The sequence below is a fragment of the Sphingobium sp. TA15 genome (assembly GCF_037101235.1).
Lineage (GTDB): Bacteria > Pseudomonadota > Alphaproteobacteria > Sphingomonadales > Sphingomonadaceae > Sphingobium > Sphingobium indicum.
Genome location: NZ_AP025355.1, coordinates 2,790,988 through 2,806,420, shown reverse-complemented (window position 1 = coordinate 2,806,420; position 15,433 = coordinate 2,790,988). Strand labels below are relative to the sequence as shown.

19 protein-coding genes are annotated in these 15,433 nt (G+C 65.3%); 6 read left to right on the top strand and 13 right to left on the bottom strand.

The window, feature by feature from the left end:
- Positions 1–142 precede the first annotated feature (142 nt).
- A complete protein-coding gene (locus Sj15T_RS13885; RefSeq protein WP_013038697.1) occupies positions 143–2,908 on the top strand; it encodes a TonB-dependent receptor in 2,766 nt (921 codons plus the stop codon).
- Here the strand turns inward: Sj15T_RS13885 and Sj15T_RS13880 are convergent.
- Positions 2,886–3,632, bottom strand: a complete 747-nt coding sequence (locus tag Sj15T_RS13880; RefSeq protein WP_013038696.1) for a YggS family pyridoxal phosphate-dependent enzyme — start codon at positions 3,630–3,632, stop codon at positions 2,886–2,888. The genes Sj15T_RS13885 and Sj15T_RS13880 overlap by 23 nt on opposite strands.
- Positions 3,633–3,649: 17 nt before the next feature.
- Between Sj15T_RS13880 and Sj15T_RS13875 the strand changes: the two genes are divergently transcribed.
- Entirely contained in the window at positions 3,650–4,213 is a 564-nt protein-coding gene (locus tag Sj15T_RS13875) for a thiamine phosphate synthase (RefSeq protein WP_013038695.1), read from the top strand.
- A gap of 35 nt (positions 4,214–4,248) precedes the next feature.
- On the opposite strand, the gene Sj15T_RS13870 is transcribed toward Sj15T_RS13875, so the two are convergent.
- From Sj15T_RS13870 to Sj15T_RS13820, 11 genes are all read right to left on the bottom strand, one after another.
- On the bottom strand, positions 4,249–4,743 hold the full coding sequence (locus Sj15T_RS13870; RefSeq protein WP_013038694.1) for an MmcB family DNA repair protein: 495 nt from the start codon (positions 4,741–4,743) through the stop codon (positions 4,249–4,251).
- Between the two features lie 100 nt (positions 4,744–4,843).
- Positions 4,844–5,491 carry a cell wall hydrolase gene (locus Sj15T_RS13865; protein WP_013038693.1) on the bottom strand — a complete coding sequence of 216 codons (648 nt, stop codon included), beginning with the start codon at positions 5,489–5,491 and terminating at the stop codon, positions 4,844–4,846.
- A gap of 177 nt (positions 5,492–5,668) precedes the next feature.
- The gene (locus Sj15T_RS13860; RefSeq protein ID WP_041385582.1) at positions 5,669–6,019 is read right to left on the bottom strand and encodes a DUF1491 family protein; all 351 of its coding nucleotides are present in this window, start codon (positions 6,017–6,019) and stop codon (positions 5,669–5,671) included.
- Positions 6,009–6,518 carry a PaaI family thioesterase gene (locus Sj15T_RS13855; RefSeq protein ID WP_013038691.1) on the bottom strand — a complete coding sequence of 170 codons (510 nt, stop codon included), beginning with the start codon at positions 6,516–6,518 and terminating at the stop codon, positions 6,009–6,011. The genes Sj15T_RS13860 and Sj15T_RS13855 overlap by 11 nt, the downstream gene beginning before the upstream one ends.
- Positions 6,478–6,945, bottom strand: coding sequence for a PTS sugar transporter subunit IIA (locus Sj15T_RS13850; RefSeq protein ID WP_041386169.1), 468 nt, complete (start codon positions 6,943–6,945; stop codon positions 6,478–6,480). Before Sj15T_RS13850 ends, Sj15T_RS13855 begins: the two co-directional genes overlap by 41 nt.
- A gap of 120 nt (positions 6,946–7,065) precedes the next feature.
- Entirely contained in the window at positions 7,066–7,662 is a 597-nt protein-coding gene (gene raiA, locus Sj15T_RS13845) for a ribosome-associated translation inhibitor RaiA (RefSeq protein ID WP_013038689.1), read from the bottom strand.
- A gap of 95 nt (positions 7,663–7,757) precedes the next feature.
- Positions 7,758–8,450 carry a DNA polymerase III subunit epsilon gene (gene dnaQ, locus Sj15T_RS13840; RefSeq protein ID WP_013038688.1) on the bottom strand — a complete coding sequence of 231 codons (693 nt, stop codon included), beginning with the start codon at positions 8,448–8,450 and terminating at the stop codon, positions 7,758–7,760.
- 31 nt (positions 8,451–8,481) lie between these two features.
- Positions 8,482–9,075 (bottom strand): dephospho-CoA kinase, encoded by a 594-nt coding sequence (coaE, locus tag Sj15T_RS13835; RefSeq protein WP_013038687.1) that lies wholly within the window; start codon positions 9,073–9,075, stop codon positions 8,482–8,484.
- Between the two features lie 19 nt (positions 9,076–9,094).
- A complete protein-coding gene (gene aroE / locus Sj15T_RS13830) occupies positions 9,095–9,916 on the bottom strand; it encodes a shikimate dehydrogenase (RefSeq protein ID WP_013038686.1) in 822 nt (273 codons plus the stop codon).
- Positions 9,913–10,506: a nucleoside triphosphate pyrophosphatase gene (locus Sj15T_RS13825; protein ID WP_013038685.1), complete on the bottom strand. Its 594-nt coding sequence runs from the start codon at positions 10,504–10,506 to the stop codon at positions 9,913–9,915. Before Sj15T_RS13825 ends, aroE begins: the two co-directional genes overlap by 4 nt.
- Before the next feature lie 4 nt (positions 10,507–10,510).
- Positions 10,511–11,332 (bottom strand): pyruvate, water dikinase regulatory protein, encoded by an 822-nt coding sequence (locus Sj15T_RS13820; RefSeq protein ID WP_013038684.1) that lies wholly within the window; start codon positions 11,330–11,332, stop codon positions 10,511–10,513.
- Positions 11,333–11,619: 287 nt separating this feature from the next.
- On the opposite strand from Sj15T_RS13820, the gene hemE reads away from it, so the two are divergent.
- Positions 11,620–12,681, top strand: a complete 1,062-nt coding sequence (gene hemE / locus Sj15T_RS13815; protein ID WP_013041557.1) for a uroporphyrinogen decarboxylase — start codon at positions 11,620–11,622, stop codon at positions 12,679–12,681.
- A gap of 2 nt (positions 12,682–12,683) precedes the next feature.
- Positions 12,684–13,124, top strand: coding sequence for a CopD family protein (locus Sj15T_RS13810; RefSeq protein ID WP_013041556.1), 441 nt, complete (start codon positions 12,684–12,686; stop codon positions 13,122–13,124).
- Between the two features lie 93 nt (positions 13,125–13,217).
- Here Sj15T_RS13810 and panC read toward each other — a convergent pair whose 3' ends face one another.
- The gene (panC, locus tag Sj15T_RS13805; RefSeq protein WP_013041555.1) at positions 13,218–14,063 is read right to left on the bottom strand and encodes a pantoate--beta-alanine ligase; all 846 of its coding nucleotides are present in this window, start codon (positions 14,061–14,063) and stop codon (positions 13,218–13,220) included.
- A 109-nt stretch (positions 14,064–14,172) separates the two neighbouring features.
- Here panC and Sj15T_RS13800 point away from each other — a divergent pair, with 109 nt between their 5' ends.
- Positions 14,173–14,979, top strand: coding sequence for a division plane positioning ATPase MipZ (locus tag Sj15T_RS13800; protein WP_007689372.1), 807 nt, complete (start codon positions 14,173–14,175; stop codon positions 14,977–14,979).
- Positions 14,979–15,416: a DnaJ domain-containing protein gene (locus Sj15T_RS13795; protein WP_013041554.1), complete on the top strand. Its 438-nt coding sequence runs from the start codon at positions 14,979–14,981 to the stop codon at positions 15,414–15,416. Before Sj15T_RS13800 ends, Sj15T_RS13795 begins: the two co-directional genes overlap by 1 nt.
- Positions 15,417–15,433: the final 17 nt, after the last annotated feature.

Here is a 15,433-nt window from a genome sequence, read left to right as displayed (position 1 = left end):
TGCATGAAAATCCGGCCGCCATTTAGGATAAAAGCCCCTGAAAAGCAGCCATATCTTGCCTTCATGCTGCTGTGGCATCATAGTTCGACAATAATTTCGACGCGATGCAAAGTCGCGCGGTTTAGGTAGAGGGAGCATCATTATGAAGAAAAGCCTTTGGCTGATTTCTGTCGGTGCCATTGCATTGGGCAGCAGCGTTCCGGTCGCATGGGCGCAGGACAGCGGATCAGCCGTCGATTCCGAAAACGTCAACATCATCGTAACCGCGACCCGACGCGCCAGCCCGCTGTCCGACGTGCCGATCGCCGTGTCCGCCGTGACGTCGCAGGCGATGCAGAATAGCGGCGCGACAGACATTCGCGCGCTCAACCAATTGGCTCCCTCGCTGCTGCTCTCCTCCACGGGGACAGAGGCCAACGCCTCGGCGCGCATCCGCGGCATCGGCACGGTGGGCGACAATCCGGGGCTGGAAAGCTCGGTCGCGGTGTTCATCGATGGCGTTTATCGCTCCCGCACCGGCGCCGGCCTCAACGAACTGGGCGAGATCGAGCGGGTGGAGGTGCTGCGCGGCCCCCAGGGCACGCTGTTCGGGCGCAACGCGTCCGCCGGCCTCATCAACATCATCAGCAAGGCGCCGGAATTCACGCTGGGCGGAAAAGCCGAAGTCACCTACGGCAATTATGATTATTGGCGTCTGGCGGGCCGCGTCACCGGGCCGGTCACCGACAAGCTGGCGCTCAGCCTGGACGGCGTCTGGTCGAAGCGGGACGGCTTCTACGACCTGGTGAACGCCAGCGGCGCCAAGGTTGGGGAAACCAATGACCGCGACCGTTATTTCCTGCGCGGGCAGGCATTGTTCCAGCCGAATGACGCGCTCTCCATCCGTCTCATCGGGGATTATACCCATCGCGACGAAAGCTGCTGCGGCGCCCCCTATATCGAGACGCGGGAACGCCGCCCGGTCGCGGGCGGCGGCTACAGCACGGCGCCCTTCAACCGGATCGCCGCCATCCTGGCGGGGCAAGGCAGCGTCTTTGGCGCCGATCCCTATGATCGCGACCTCACCATCACGGCCGGCCGGAATTATGTGAGCAAGCTCAAGGATTGGGGCGTTTCGGGGGAGATCAACTATGACCTAGGCGGCACCAAGCTGACCAGCATAACCGCCTATCGCCATTACAAGAGCCAGGATTATGGCGATTACGACTATGGCGGGGCCGACCTGCTCTACCGCGATCCCAACACCCATCGTCAGTTCAAGACCTTCACCCAGGAACTCAGGGCGCAGGGATCGGCCTTCAACGATGTGCTCGACTGGCTGGTCGGCGGCTATTATGCGCATGAAAAGCTCACGCTGGAGGATAATATCGTCTTCGGCGCGGACTATGGCCGCTTTGCCGCCTGTCGCCTGATGGCGGGAGCGAGCGTCAACAGCAATTTGACGGCGGCGCAGCTTGCCGCTTGTGGCAGCGGGCTTGCGACGCAGGCGCTGATCACCGGCACGCAGGCGCAGCTTAACGCCGGCCTCATCCTTGCCGGCGTTCCAGCCTTGCAGGCCGGGGCGATTTCCACCGGCCTGGGCAACGGTCTCCGCGCGCTGGCCGCGATCCCGTCGGGCACCGGCGACGTTGCCTCGCTCTACCATCAGAAAAGCGAGAATTGGGCGCTGTTCACCCATAATATCGTCCACATCACCAGCCAGCTCGATCTGACGCTGGGCCTGCGCTACACCCATGAAAGCAAGCGTTTCTCGGCCGATTTCAACAATAACAACGCCACCTGCGCGGCCTTGCAAGCGTCCAGCCTTCCCGCCATCGCAACCAATGCGCAGCTCGGCAGCGCGGCGGCCTTGGCGGGCGGAATCCTGACCCTGGGTTGTCTCGGCAACGGGTCGACGGGGCTGAACGCGCTCGACCTCAACGACAAGATCAGCGACGGGGAATTTTCCGGCACCGCCGTCCTGTCGTGGAAGCCGATCCAGGAATTGCTGGTCTATGGCAGCTATTCGAAGGGCTATAAGGCAGGCGGCTACAATCTCGACCGCTTCCAGCTCGGATCGACGGGCCTGAACGCGGTGCCGGCCGTGTTCGCGCCGCGCACCAACGCCGACGTGACCAGCCTGCGCTTCGCCGCGGAAAAGGTGGACGCGTTCGAAGTGGGCCTGAAATATACCCAGCCCAAATGGAGCGCGAACATCGCCGCCTTCCGGCAGGAGTTCAAGAATTTCCAGTTAAACACCTTCAACGGCACCAGCTTCGTCGTGCAAAACATCAATGGCTGCGACGGGGCGCTGACGGCGGCGCGGACCTGCGCTGGCGGTGATGTGGGACCGGGCTTGATCAGCCAGGGCGTGGAACTGGAACTGTCGGCAACGCCGGCGCGGAACGTGCGGGTGGCCGGGGGCTTCACCTATGCCCGCGCCAAGTTCGCCAACCGCCTGGTCGGCAGCAGCAACGGAACGGTGCCGCTCGATCCGGCGCTGTTCCTGCTGCCGGGATCGATCAACTCCCAGGCGCCGGAAGTCGTGACGACAGTCAGCGCGGCCTGGACGCCTTCGCTTGGTTCCAACGGCCTGTCGGCGCTCTTCTATGTCGATGGGCGCATGAGCAGCGACTTCAACACCGGGTCCGACCTGTTCCCCGAAAAGCGGCAGGACGGCTATGCGGTGTTCAACGCCCGTGTCGGCATCCGCGGACCGCAGCAACGTTGGGCGGTTGAATTCTGGGGCCAAAATATCTTCAACCAGGACTATAGCCAGGTCGCCTTCAGCACCCCGCTGCAGTCGAGCAGCCCGTCCACCTCGACAACCGGCCAGTTCGCCCTGGGCGCACCGATGGCGAACCAGCTCATCTCCGCCTATCTTGCCGAACCCCGCACCTACGGCATCACTTTGCGCGGGAGTTTCTGATCATGCCCCTGCCGCTCCCCGGCGTCGGGCGGGCGGCAGGGCGCTCCCCGAACAGGGCCGTGCCGACGCGGATGTGCGTAGCGCCCAACATGATCGCGGTTTCATAGTCCCCCGACATGCCCATGGAGAGTCCCTCCAACCCCTCTTCGCGCGCCATCTTGGCGAGCAGCGCGAAGAAGGGCGCGGGTTCGATGTCGGCCGGCGGCACGCACATCAGGCCCAGCAGCGGAATGCCCGCCTCACGCGCCGAGCGGATCAGCGCGGGCACATCCGCGATCGGACAGCCGCCCTTTTGCGGTTCCGCGCCGATATTGACCTGAACGAAGCAGGGCACGCGCCTGTCCGCCGCATCCATCGCCCTGGCAAGCGCCGTCAGCAGCGACGGGCGGTCGAGCGAATGAATGACGTCGAACAGCGCGACCGCATCGGCCGCCTTGTTCGACTGGAGCTGACCGACCAGATGCAGTTGAAGGCCATCATGCTCATCCCGCAGGGCAGGCCATTTGCTTTCCGCTTCCTGCACGCGGTTCTCGCCGAAGACCCGCTGGCCCGCCGCGATCAGCGGACGGATGGCGTCCGCCGCCTGCGTCTTCGACACGGCGATCAGGGTGATGTCGTCGGCGGTGCGGCCGGTCAGGCTGGCGGTGCGGCCCATGGCGGCGCGTATCCCGGCCAATCTGTTCGCGGCCAGCCGGTCTGCGGCTTCGATGCTGTCGGTCGTCATGGGGGCTGCTATAGGCGATGGCCATGCAACGCCGCCACCGCAAAAAACTGCCGACGATCTGGTTGATGACCGACGAACGCGTCGGGGAGTCCGCCTTGCTGGCGGCTATCGATCGCCTGCCGAAGGGCAGGGCGGGGGTCATATTCCGGCACTATCGCACGGCGGCGGCGGAACGCCGCGCCTTGTTCGATCGGGTCGCCAGGATGGCCCGAAGGCGGCGGCTGGTGCTGATGCTGGGCGGCACGGCGGCGCAGGCGCGGGCCTGGCGCGCCGATGGCTGGCATGGCCGCGACCGGCGGAGGGACGGAAAGACGCTGCTCCACAGCAGGCCCGTGCATGACAAGCGGCAGATGGCGGAAGCCGCCCGCGCTGGCGCGGATTTCGTCTTCCTCTCGCCGCTTTTCCCGACGCGCTCGCATCCCGGTTCGCTTGTGTTGGGGCGGGCGGGATTCGCGGCCCTGGCGCGGCTGGCCCCCATGCCGGTGATCGCCCTGGGCGGAGTGCGCGCGGCGCATCGGCATATGCTGGCGGGCATGGGCGCCTCCGGCTGGGGCGCGATCGACGGCCTGTCGGTTGAGTAGTCGCGGCGGTGCAATGGGTGGAGGTGATTTCCGCCCTACCAGCCCAGTTCCGCGGCATGGTCCGGGTCGGCCAGCGCCGTCAGCCGTCGCGCGGCCCGTCGGGCGAAGCGCAGCGTTTCCGCCTTGCGCCGCGCCGCCGCCAGCGGCTCCATTGGCGCCGGACGCACCAGTTCGGCGTCATATCGGTCCGCGACGATCAGTCCCGTCCGCCCCGGCCATAGCGCCTCGCTTTCGAACAGCGACAGGTCGAAGCCGGAGGGCACGGCCCAGAAATAACGGTCGCAATAGTCGAAATAATCCGGCCATTTCATGTCGCCCAGCAGGTCGGCGCGACTGCACTTGATCTCCACGATGGTGATCCGCCCGGCCCCGTCCAGCGCCATGATGTCGGCGCGCCGGCCGTTGGGCAGCGGCACTTCCAATATCCCGCTCATGTCGTGGCGGAAGAACAGGCGCAGCGTACCCCGCGCCACGGCCAGCGCCGTGCCGTCGGTCAGGGGCGAACAACTGTCGGAAAGATCGGACTCCATATCCGCTTATTAGAACATGAAGGGAACAAAAGGAAAGGGCCGATTCGGGAAGCCCCCGAACCGGCCCTTCTTCACCCCCTGCGCGCTCGGCGCGAAACGGTCAGCGATAGAAGACGTGGTTGTCGATCGCGGCGAGCTGGCGCTTGCCCCAGCCCGGCGAAACGCGGCGCGCATGGAAATAGAGCGCGCCTTCCGCCTTGCTGTTCCAGCTATCCTCCATCGCGATCTGGGCGATGGCGACGGCCTCGCGCCAGCTTTCGCTGCCCAGGCGGATCGACGGCATGCCGTTGCCGCGCACGAAGCTGAACTGGCCGGGCTGATAGATGACGCCGCACAGGCTGTCGGCGAAGCGGCCGGAGCGGGCGCGGTTGATGATGACGCGAGCGACGGCCAACTGGCCTTCCAGGCTTTCGCCCTTGGATTCGAAATAGACGGCGCCGGCCAGGCACTTCATGTCGCCGGAAACATCCTCGGGCGCGCCCTGCGCGTCCACCAGGGCGGCGAGATTGTCCGCCTTCACATCGGCGCTGTCGGAAAGGGGAGCCAGCGGCTGCACGACTTCGCGCGGCGCGGCGAAAGTGACGGCGGGCTTGGCGCCGGCCGGAGCTGCATTCAGCTCATTGCTTCCCGGAAGGGAAAGGACCGACGGAGCCGCTTCGGAAGCGCTCGACATGTCGGCCGCAGTGACCGCCGCGGTAGCGGAAAGGGAAAATGCCGCGATGATCGCAGCCTTCAGACGAAAACTCATTACAACTCAAAATCGTGCGGTTCTTGGCCGGAAACGTCAAAAAACCCCTAGAACACCGACGTCCGGCCGCCCCCCGTCTGCGTGTTTACCGCATCCGCCCCCCATGGACGAAAACCGGCAACCTGCGCGTTGAAAGCGTCGGAGGCCTGTGCCCGCGCGAGGAAAATGAGTCAACGATTAACAGATCGTTTCAGCGGCGAACCGTTCCGCATCCGCGATGTCGAGTTCAATGACCCACAGATCGGGGTCCGATCCACGCCGACGCGCAAGATATTGGGCCATGGCCTCCTGCCCCTTTTCCGTATCGGGGCCGCAGCGGACCAGCCTGTAGCCGCCCGCATAATCAGGAACGCGCTCGAACAGGCCCTGTTCCCGCCCCTTTTCCAACGTCTGGAGCAGAATGGAGCCGCTGATCTCGTCCCCCTTCACCAGCACCGTGGCGAAGCCGCCCGCCGCGGCGCAGCGGCGCGTCAGCGCGCCGACCAGCATCGCGCTGGTCAGCCGCGCATCGGGTGGGTCAGTCGGCATAGCCGGGCAGGGACGACAAGGGGAATTGCGACCGCATGAAGGTGCCGGTGCCGCGCCCGACCTCCTCGCCATCGGCATCGATCAGGCTGGCTTCCGCGACATAGACGCGCCGCCTGCCGCTGATCCAGCGCCCTTCCGCCCTGATGCGGCCCGGCCCGATCGGGCGGGTGAACAGCAGGTTGAAGCTGGTCGTCAGCAGGAAACGGTCGCTGACCAGGCTGTTGGCGGCGTAGAAGGCCGCATCGTCCAGCATCTTGAAATAGACCGTGCCGTGCACCGCCCCCGCCGCGTGGAACTGGGTCTCGTCCACGTCGAAATGGATGATCGACCGGCCTTCTTCCGGGATCGTCAGTTGGGACCGGAACAGCCGGTTGATCGGTGCGGAGCGGTAGAGAGACTCCAGCGCCCGGAAATGCGCCTCCTCCCCGCTGGGCAGGGCGCTGGCGGCCGATTCCCGATCAGGCTGCGTCACGCGCCTCGCCACCGGCGAGCAGGGCATGAAGCGCCGCCGTCGACTTGGCGCCGCGCAACCGGGCGACCTGCCCCTCGTCGCGCAGGTAGCGCGAGACGCGGGCCAGCGTCTTGAGATGCTCGGCGCCCGAATCGATCGGGGAGAGGAGCGCGAAGACGATGTCCACCGGCGCTTCGTCTACCGCGTCGAAGGGAACCACCGGGTCGAGCAGGACGACCACGCCGCACATTTTCTGAAGGCCCGGAATCTTCGCATGGGGAATCGCGACTCCGCCGCCAAAGCCGGTAGACCCCAGCTTCTCGCGCTCCAGCAGCGCTTCCGCCACCATATCCGCTTCCAGGCCGTAGGCCTGGGCAGCCAGCGTCGCAACCTTCTGAAACAACTGCTTCTTGCCGTTCACCGAAAGGGCGGTGCCCAATGCATCCGGTGCGACGATATCGTTGAAATGAACCATGCCGAATCCCAGCCGAGCCGCGCCCAGCTTCGGAAAAATTGACGCAATGCCCGGATCTTTAAAGTCCGGCCCCATAGGCCGCCAGCCGACGCAGGTCAACCGGCGGCCGGGGGATGGCGATCAGGCCAGGCGGGGCTCGACCCAGCCGATGGTCCCGTCCTGCCGGCGATAGACCATGTTGTACGCCGCGGTCCCGGCATTGACGAACAACAGCGCGTTGGTGTTGCGCAGGTCGAGCATCATCACCGCATCCGACACGCTGGCTTCGGGAATGTCGACCTTGGTTTCCGCCACGATCAGCGGCGCTTCGGCCGGTTCCTCCTCATCGGCCGGGGATGCGAAAATCGTGTAGCCTGCGCCGTCAAGCTCCTCAACGCTGAAACCATTGGCCCGGTTCGCCTCGGCCGCGGCGGCCTGGGCGCTGCGGTCCTTCAGGCGGCGGAGGTAGCGGCGCAACTGCTTCTCGATCCGCTCGGCCGCCTGATCGAAGGCGGGATGCGCCTCCTGCGCCTCTCCGGCGCCCTTGAGGATCAGGCCGGTCATGACATGGCAGACGATGTCGCAATGGAAGGCGCCGTGCGGGGCCGGCCGGAACGTGACCTGGGCGGAAAGCGCGCGGGAAAAATATTTCTCGGCCATGGCCTCCAGACGGGTCCAGACATGCTGCTTGAGCGCGTCGCCCGTATCGACCTGATGCCCGGAAACACGAATATCCATATGCCTTCTCCTTATTCTTGCCGGACCGCCCGGGATTGGCGACCCGGTCGGCGTGGAGGCGTGAAGGCAGTGCATCCCGGACGGGATGCCTGTAATCAGGCCTCCTCAAGCCAGAGCGGCTTTTCCAGCGTCGCGACGAACGCTGCATGCCTCTCCAGCTCCTCCGCGCTTGCCGCAAAGACGCGCGCGGGACGAACAGGGCGAACCGCGACTTCCGCCGCAAGTTCCATATTTGCAACGCGTTTCTCTTCCTCCTGTGCAAGACCGAGGCCGATCTGACGGCCGCCGGTCAACTCGATGTAAAGCTGGGCCAGCAATTCGGCGTCGAGCAGCGCGCCATGCTTGATGCGGTGGCTGCGGTCGATGCCGTATCGGGTGCAGAGCGCGTCCAGGCTGTGCTTGGCGCCGGGGTGAAGCTGCCGCGCTATGGCAACGGTGTCGATCATCCGCGCCATCGACACTTCGGGCAATCCGCACAGCCTCAATTCGTGGTTGAGGAAGCCGAAGTCGAAGCGCGCATTGTGCGCGACCAGATGGCTGTCCTCCAGAAAGGCGAGCAGTTCCTCCACCCCATGGGAAAACAGCGGCTTGTCCCTCAGGAAGCTGTCGGACAGGCCGTGCACCGCCTCCGCCGCGGCCGGCATGGACCGTTGCGGATTGTAATAAGCGTGGAATGTGCGGCCCGTGGGAACCCGGTTGAGAAGTTCGATGCATCCGATTTCGACCAGGCGATCTCCGGAAGCTGGGTCGAATCCCGTCGTTTCGGTGTCGAAAATGATCTCGCGCATTGCCCTCTACACGACTCTTGCCGGACCCCTCTTATCGGCCTGTCTTCGCACCAAGGCAAGCGACCAGGCGGCGGACCTGGAAGCGGGTCTCCGCGAAGGTCGTCCCCGTGTGGATGATATAATCCGCCCGCCGCCGCTTTTCAGCATCGGGCGTTTGCAGATGGACAATCCGGCGGAATTTCGCAGCGGTCATGCCGGGCCGGGCCAGGACTCGCTTGCGCTGCTTCCACGCCGGGGCCGTGACGACGATGACGCCCGCCAGCTTGCGATCGCCATGCCTCTCGAACAGCAGCGGAATGTCCAGCACCACGAACCTGCGCGATCGGTTCCTTTGCAGGAACGCCCTGCGGCCCTGCTGCACGGCGGGATGGACGATGGCCTCCAGCGCCTTCAATTCCTGCGGATGGCCAAAGACCGCCGCGCCCAGCTTCGCCCGGTCGACGCCCCTTGGACCCGTCGTGCCGGGAAAGCGCGCCTCTATCGCCGGCAGCAGCGCGCCGCCCGGCCCCTGCAGGCGATGCACCTCCGCATCGGCATCGAACAGCGGGACGCCTTCCCGCCGCAACATGGCCGCGACGGCGGACTTCCCCATGCCGATGGAGCCGGTGAGACCGTAGATCTTCATCCCATCATCTTCATGAATCTCAGGCGGCAAGCAGCAGGGCGCGCAATTCCTCGTCCCGTTCGCGCGGCGCCTGCGCATCGAAGAAGATGTCGAAGGCCAGCGCCGCCTGCCCGATCAGCATCTCCAGCCCGTCGAGGGTCTTCAATCCGTTCATGCGCGCCGCCTTGAGCAACTGCGTCTCCAGCGGAGCATAGACGATGTCGTAGACGGTCGCGTCCGGGTTCAGGGGCGAAAGGTCAAGGTCCAGCACCGGCTGGCCCGCCATGCCGAGCGAGCTGGCGTTGACGATCAGGTCCGCGCCGGGCAGCGCGTCGGTCATGCCGATCACCCGGCCCTTTACCCCCGCGCGGTCGAGCAGCGCCTGCCCCTTCGCCGCATCCCGCGCCATGACCGTGATGTCCGGCACGCCCAGGCTGGTCAGCGCGAACAGGATCGCCCGCGCCGCGCCGCCCGCGCCCACAAGCACGGCGCTCTGCCCCTTCCACTTGTCGCGCAGCAGCGGCTGGAGGAACCCGCCCGCATCGGTGTTGGTGCCGATCAGCGGCCCGCCCGTCTCGCTGGCGATGGTGTTCATCGCGCCGATCCGCTCGCGCACCCCGCCCGGATCGTCGGTATAGTCCATCACCGCGATCTTGTGCGGGATGGTGACGTTGCAGCCCAGCCAGTCCGGATCGGCCCGCCGGGCGAGGAAATAGGCGGCCAGACCCTCGCCGGTGACATGGGTTTTCCGATACTCCGCCTCTATTCCCAGGGCATCCAGCCAGAAATTGTGGATCAGCGGCGACTTGCTGTGCGCGATCGGATCGCCGATCACCTCGGCATAGGGGAGCTTGTCGGTCATGACTCCAGAACGCCCCGGATGCGCAGAAAGTCAAGCAGGGGCAGCAGCGGCAGGCCCTGAATCGCGAACTGGCTGCCTTCGACCCGGCTGAAAAGCTGCGCGCCCGGTCCCTCTATCCGGTAGCAGCCGACGCACCAGCGGCATTGCTCCCAGTCGCCGTCGAGATAGTGCGCGATGAAAGCGTCGGACAAGGGGCGCACCGTCATCCGCACTCGCTCTATATGCCGCCAGATCGGTTCACCGTTAAGCGCGATCACCGCCGCGCTGTGGAGATGATGGACCCGCCCGGAAAGCAGCTTCAATATCCGCTCGGCATCGCTGCGGTCGACCGCCTTGTCGATCATGGCGCCGTCGTCCAGGCTGAGCGTCTGGTCGCAGCCCAGCACCAGCGCGCCCGGCACCCGGCGCGACACGCGCAGCGCCTTGAGTTCCGCCAGCGCATCGGCCAGTTGCCGGGCGTCCAGCCCGTCGGCGCGCAGGGCTTCCTTGGCCGCTTCCTCGTCGACGCCGGGCGAGAGCGCCTCGAACGGCACTTGCGCCGCTTCCAGCAGCGCCCGGCGGCTCGCGCTTTGCGACGCCAGCACGATCATGGTCTCATGCTCCTTCCGCCAGAACGCGGTCGTTGAACAGGTTGATGATGGCGGCCGCCGCTTCCTCGATGGAGCGGCGGGTCATGTCGATCACCGGCCAGCCATTGTCCGCGAACATGCGGCGGGCGAAGGCCAGTTCCTCCTGCACCTTGTCCAGATTGACATAGCTGGTTTCGGGCGCCTGGTTGAGCGAGAGCAGGCGATTTCGGCGGATCTGCACCAGCCGTTCCGGGCTGACCGTCAGCCCCACCACCATCGGATGCTTCAACGAATAGAGGGCGGGCGGCGGCGGCGACTGGATCACCAGCGGGATATTGGCGGTCTTGTACCCGCGATTGGCGAGATAGATGGAGGTCGGCGTCTTGGAGGCGCGGGAGACGCCCGCCAGCACGATATCGGCCTCCTCCCAATTTTCATGGCCGACGCCGTCGTCATGGGCGATGGTGAACTGGATAGCCTCGATCCGGGCGAAATAGGCTTCGTCCAGGATATGCTTGCGGCCGGGGCGGTTGCGGGTTTCCTGCCCCAATATGTTGGAAAGGGCGTCGGTCACGCTGTCCAGCGCGGCGACATGCGGCAGGCCGAGCGCCCGGCAGCGCGTCTCCAGCCGCCGCCTGAGCTGGTGGTTGGACAAAGTGAAGAGCACGAGGCCCGGATTGGCGGCGATTTCCTCCATGATGCGGTCGAGATGGACGTCGGAGCGGACCATCGGCCAGAAATGGCGCACCGCCTCCACATTCTCGAACGCGCCGATGGCCGCCTTGGCGATATTCTCCAGCGTCTCGCCGGTGGAGTCCGAAAGCAGGTGGAGATGGATGCGCGACATGAACAATATCTCTGTGGGGAGGTTGTGGATAAAGCAAGGGATAGGTTGCGGGGAAAATCAGGCGTTTGTCGCCCTCCCCGATTCCGGGAATCTTGTCCACAGCCCGCCAACAGATGGAAATTAAAATCCACAGCCTGTGGATAAGGGGGATAAGCGAACTGACTCGGACCGGAATCGGCGACTCCGGGGAGTCAAGTTGTTGGCAAATCCGGGCACAGCGCATAAACCCCGCTGCCAACCGCCCTACTATCTCCATCATCCTTCTGAATCTAAATATAAGAGAGTTTATGACGGGACCAGATGCCGGCCTTTCGAACGGCCCGATGCCCAAGCCGTTGCTTTCGGTCCTGAAAGGCGCGCTGCCTGCCGTGCCGCCCATGTGGCTGATGCGCCAGGCAGGGCGCTATCTGCCGGAATATCGGGCCTTGCGGGCGGAAAAGGGCGGATTCCTCGAACTGGTCTATGACAGCGCGGCGGCGGCGGAAGTGACGCTGCAGCCGTTGCGCCGTTTCGGTTTCGACGGCGCGATCCTGTTTTCCGACATTTTGATCGTGCCCTATGCGATGGGGCAGGATCTCTGGTTCGAGGCCGGGGAAGGGCCGCGTCTGGCGCCGATCCTGGCGGAGACGGACCTGTCGACCCTGAAACCCGATTTCAGCCGCTATGAGGCGGTCTATGAGACGGTCCGGCAGGTGAAGGCCGCATTGGACCCGCAAGTCACCTTCCTGGGCTTTGCGGGCAGTCCCTGGACCATCGCCACCTATATGGTCGCGGGTCAGGGCAGCAAGGACCAGGGCGCGGCCCGCCGCATGGCCTATCGGCAGCCCGATAAATTCGGCGCGATCATCGATGCGATCATCGATGCGACGGTGGTCTATCTGTGCGGCCAGATCGAGGCGGGGGTCGAGGCCGTGCAGCTTTTCGACAGTTGGGCGGGCAGCCTGGCCCCGCTGGAGTTCGAGCGCTGGGTGATCCGGCCCAACCGGCGGATCGTGGAGAAGCTGAAGGCGATCCATCCGGATATTCCGGTGATCGGCTTTCCCAAGGGCGCGGGCGCGAAACTGGCGGACTATGCGGTCGGGACCGGGGTCGACGCGGTCGGCGTGGACGAGACGGTCGATCCGCACTGGGCCAACCGCGTGCTGCCGCAGGGGCTGCCGGTGCAGGGGAATCTCGATCCGCTGGCGCTGATCGCCGGGGGCAGGGCCGTGGAAGAGGCCGTCGACAATATCCGCGCCGCCTTTGCCGGGCGGCCCCATATCTTCAACTTGGGGCATGGGATATTGCCCGACACCCCCATTGATCATGTCGAAGCGCTGCTTAGCTATGTGCGGGCAGCGGGAGACTGAATATGCCTTATCTGGGAGCAGCCTATTTGTGGGTCAAGGCCGCGCATGTCATCTTCGTCATCTTCCTGATGGCGGGCCTGTTCATGATGCCGCGCTTCTTCGTCTATCACCAGCAATGCCCGGTGGGATCGGATGAGGACAGGAAGTGGATCGACCGGGAAAGGCGGCTGCTCAAGATCATCCTGAACCCGTCGCTGCTTCTGGTCTGGGTCTTCGGCCTGATGCTGATGGTGGAGATCGGCGCCTGGCATTTCGGCTGGTTCCACCTGAAATTGCTCTTCGTGCTGGGCCTGTCAGGCTATCATGGCTGGATCTCGGGTTATGCGAAGAAGCTGGCCAGGGGGGAGCGGCCGCTCAGCGAGAAGCAATTGCGGTTGCTGAACGAGATTCCGGGAATCGCGGCTGCGGTGATCGTGATCGCGGTGATCGTGAAGCCGTTTTGACCAACTGACCGGATGCGACGTGCTCCTGCGAAGGCAGGAGCCCAGTTCCGCCGTTTCAACTGGGCTCCTGCCTTCGCAGGAGCGCGATGTGATTCAGGCCGGATCGACCGGGATATTGTCGATCAGGCGCGTCTTGCCGAGTTTCGCCGCGCCCAGCAGCCTTGCGGGACGGTCCAGCGCCGTCATCGGTTCCAGAGTAACCGCGTCGCACAGCGTCACATAGTCGATGGGATCGAAGCCATGCGCCGCCAGCAGGGCGATGGCCTTGGCGATGGCTGCTTCCACGGTCGCGCCTTTTTCCATCTGCCGCGCCGCTTCGCCCAGGGCGCGGGGCAGGGCGAGCGCGTCCTTGCGCTCCTCCTCGCTGAGATAGGCGTTGCGCGACGACAGGGCCAGGCCATCCTCGGCCCTTTGGGTGGGCACGCCGACAATCTCGATCGGCACGTCCAGATCGCGGACCATCCGCCGGATCACGGCGAGCTGCTGATAATCCTTTTCCCCGAACAGGGCGACGTCCGGGCGGACCTGGTTGAACAGCTTGGTCACGACCGTCGCCACGCCGTCGAAATGGCCGGGCCGGGCCGCGCCGTCCAGCCCCTCGGTCACGCCGGAGACGGAGATGTTGGTGGCATAGCCCACAGGGTACATGACGTCGACCGTCGGCGCCCAGAGGATGTCGACTCCGGCGGCCTGCAGCATCTGCGCGTCCTTCGCCTCCCGCCGGGGATAGGCGTCCAGATCCTCGTTCACCCCGAACTGGCGGGGATTGACGAAGATCGACACCGCCACATGGCCCGCATGTCGCCGCGCTTCCTCGACCAGCGCCATATGCCCGTCATGCAGCGCGCCCATGGTGGGCACCAAAGCGAGCGGTTTTCCGTCGCTTTTCAGCGCATCGACGGCGGCGCGCAGCGAAGGCAGGTCACGGAGGATTTGCACGACAGGAACGGCTCCGATAAGGGCAGCGATAGGGGTATATCCTGCTAAGGCATGACCGGCTGAAACGGTCAACAGACAATGCGACAATCAACGGGGTAATGAAGGTCCGATGGCGAACGCCCAAACGCACCATATCGTCTTCGCCAATGAGAAGGGCGGGACCGGCAAGTCGACGACCGCCGTGCATACGGCCATCGCGCTGACGGTATTGGGTCATCGCGTCGGCATGATCGACCTCGACCCGCGGCAGCGCACCATCACCCGCTATATGGAGAATCGGGCGGAGACCGCGCGCCGCCGCGGCATCGACCTGCCGACTCCGGACTTCGCGGTGTTCAAGGGCGACAGCGTCGAGGCGCTGGAGGAACAGGCGGCGGCCATGGCTGAAGGCAAGGATTTCCTGGTCATCGACACGCCCGGCCGCGACGATGATTATGCCCGCCACATGGCCGCCCGCGCCAACACGCTGGTGACGCCGATGAACGACAGTTTCGTCGATTTCGACCTGATTGGGCAGGTGGACGCGGAAACATTCAAGGTGAAGCGCCTGTCCTTCTATTCCGAACTGATCTTCGAGGCGCGCAAGACCCGCGCCAAGGCGGACGGCGTCACCATCGACTGGGTGGTGCTGCGCAACCGCGTCCAGCATCATGACGCCCGCAACAAGAAGCGGGTGGGCGACGCGCTGATGGAGCTTTCCCGTCGCGTCGGATTCCGCGTGATTCCGGGCCTTTCGGAGCGGGTGATCTTCCGCGAACTCTTTCCGTCGGGGCTGACCCTGCTGGACAAGGGGCATCTGGGCGAACTGGGCGTCAGCCATATCGCCGCCCGGCAGGAACTGCGCGAGATGGTGTCGGGCCTTGCCCTGCCTTCGCGGGTCGAGGCCGCGCCGCTGGACATGCTCGGCGCGGCCTGATGGGTCTGCTGGCGCTGCTTCTGATCGGGCTGGCGGCTTGGCTGATCTGGACGGGACGGTTGCAACGCATGAGCGCGAAGGATGGCATGGCGCTGGGCGCCGCTCTGGTCGGCGCGGTCGCGGCCGCCAAGGGCAAGCCGCTGGTCGGCGCGCCGCTGCTCATCGGGGCCACCTTGTTCTTCCTGGCCAGAAGCCGGCGGGGCAAGGCGAAAGCCGGGCCGGGCACGCCCGCGCCGCAAGCCGTTTCGTCCCAGGCGGTGAACGACGCGCGCAAGCTGTTGGGCGTGGGACCGGACGCCGACGCCCGCGCCATCCGCGCCGCGCATCGCCGCCTGATCGCCTCGGTCCATCCGGACAAGGGCGGCACCGAAGCGCTGGCGGCCCAGATCAACGCCGCGCGCGACCTGCTGATCGAGGAAGCCGCGCAACGCCGTTGAAGCCAAGGGAGAGGATG

What these genes read in the sequence shown, in the direction of transcription:
- Sj15T_RS13885 (WP_013038697.1), top strand. Translation starts at nt 143, where the DNA reads ATGAAGAAAAGCCTTTGGCTGATTTCTGTCGGTGCCATTGCATTGGGC.
- Sj15T_RS13880 (WP_013038696.1), bottom strand. Translation starts at nt 3,632, where the DNA reads ATGACGACCGACAGCATCGAAGCCGCAGACCGGCTGGCCGCGAACAGA.
- Sj15T_RS13875 (WP_013038695.1), top strand. Translation starts at nt 3,650, where the DNA reads ATGGCCATGCAACGCCGCCACCGCAAAAAACTGCCGACGATCTGGTTG.
- Sj15T_RS13870 (WP_013038694.1), bottom strand. Translation starts at nt 4,743, where the DNA reads ATGGAGTCCGATCTTTCCGACAGTTGTTCGCCCCTGACCGACGGCACG.
- Sj15T_RS13865 (WP_013038693.1), bottom strand. Translation starts at nt 5,491, where the DNA reads ATGAGTTTTCGTCTGAAGGCTGCGATCATCGCGGCATTTTCCCTTTCC.
- Sj15T_RS13860 (WP_041385582.1), bottom strand. Translation starts at nt 6,019, where the DNA reads ATGCCGACTGACCCACCCGATGCGCGGCTGACCAGCGCGATGCTGGTC.
- Sj15T_RS13855 (WP_013038691.1), bottom strand. Translation starts at nt 6,518, where the DNA reads ATGCCCTGCTCGCCGGTGGCGAGGCGCGTGACGCAGCCTGATCGGGAA.
- Sj15T_RS13850 (WP_041386169.1), bottom strand. Translation starts at nt 6,945, where the DNA reads ATGGTTCATTTCAACGATATCGTCGCACCGGATGCATTGGGCACCGCC.
- raiA (WP_013038689.1), bottom strand. Translation starts at nt 7,662, where the DNA reads ATGGATATTCGTGTTTCCGGGCATCAGGTCGATACGGGCGACGCGCTC.
- dnaQ (WP_013038688.1), bottom strand. Translation starts at nt 8,450, where the DNA reads ATGCGCGAGATCATTTTCGACACCGAAACGACGGGATTCGACCCAGCT.
- coaE (WP_013038687.1), bottom strand. Translation starts at nt 9,075, where the DNA reads ATGAAGATCTACGGTCTCACCGGCTCCATCGGCATGGGGAAGTCCGCC.
- aroE (WP_013038686.1), bottom strand. Translation starts at nt 9,916, where the DNA reads ATGACCGACAAGCTCCCCTATGCCGAGGTGATCGGCGATCCGATCGCG.
- Sj15T_RS13825 (WP_013038685.1), bottom strand. Translation starts at nt 10,506, where the DNA reads ATGATCGTGCTGGCGTCGCAAAGCGCGAGCCGCCGGGCGCTGCTGGAA.
- Sj15T_RS13820 (WP_013038684.1), bottom strand. Translation starts at nt 11,332, where the DNA reads ATGTCGCGCATCCATCTCCACCTGCTTTCGGACTCCACCGGCGAGACG.
- hemE (WP_013041557.1), top strand. Translation starts at nt 11,620, where the DNA reads ATGACGGGACCAGATGCCGGCCTTTCGAACGGCCCGATGCCCAAGCCG.
- Sj15T_RS13810 (WP_013041556.1), top strand. Translation starts at nt 12,684, where the DNA reads ATGCCTTATCTGGGAGCAGCCTATTTGTGGGTCAAGGCCGCGCATGTC.
- Sj15T_RS13800 (WP_007689372.1), top strand. Translation starts at nt 14,173, where the DNA reads ATGGCGAACGCCCAAACGCACCATATCGTCTTCGCCAATGAGAAGGGC.
- Sj15T_RS13795 (WP_013041554.1), top strand. Translation starts at nt 14,979, where the DNA reads ATGGGTCTGCTGGCGCTGCTTCTGATCGGGCTGGCGGCTTGGCTGATC.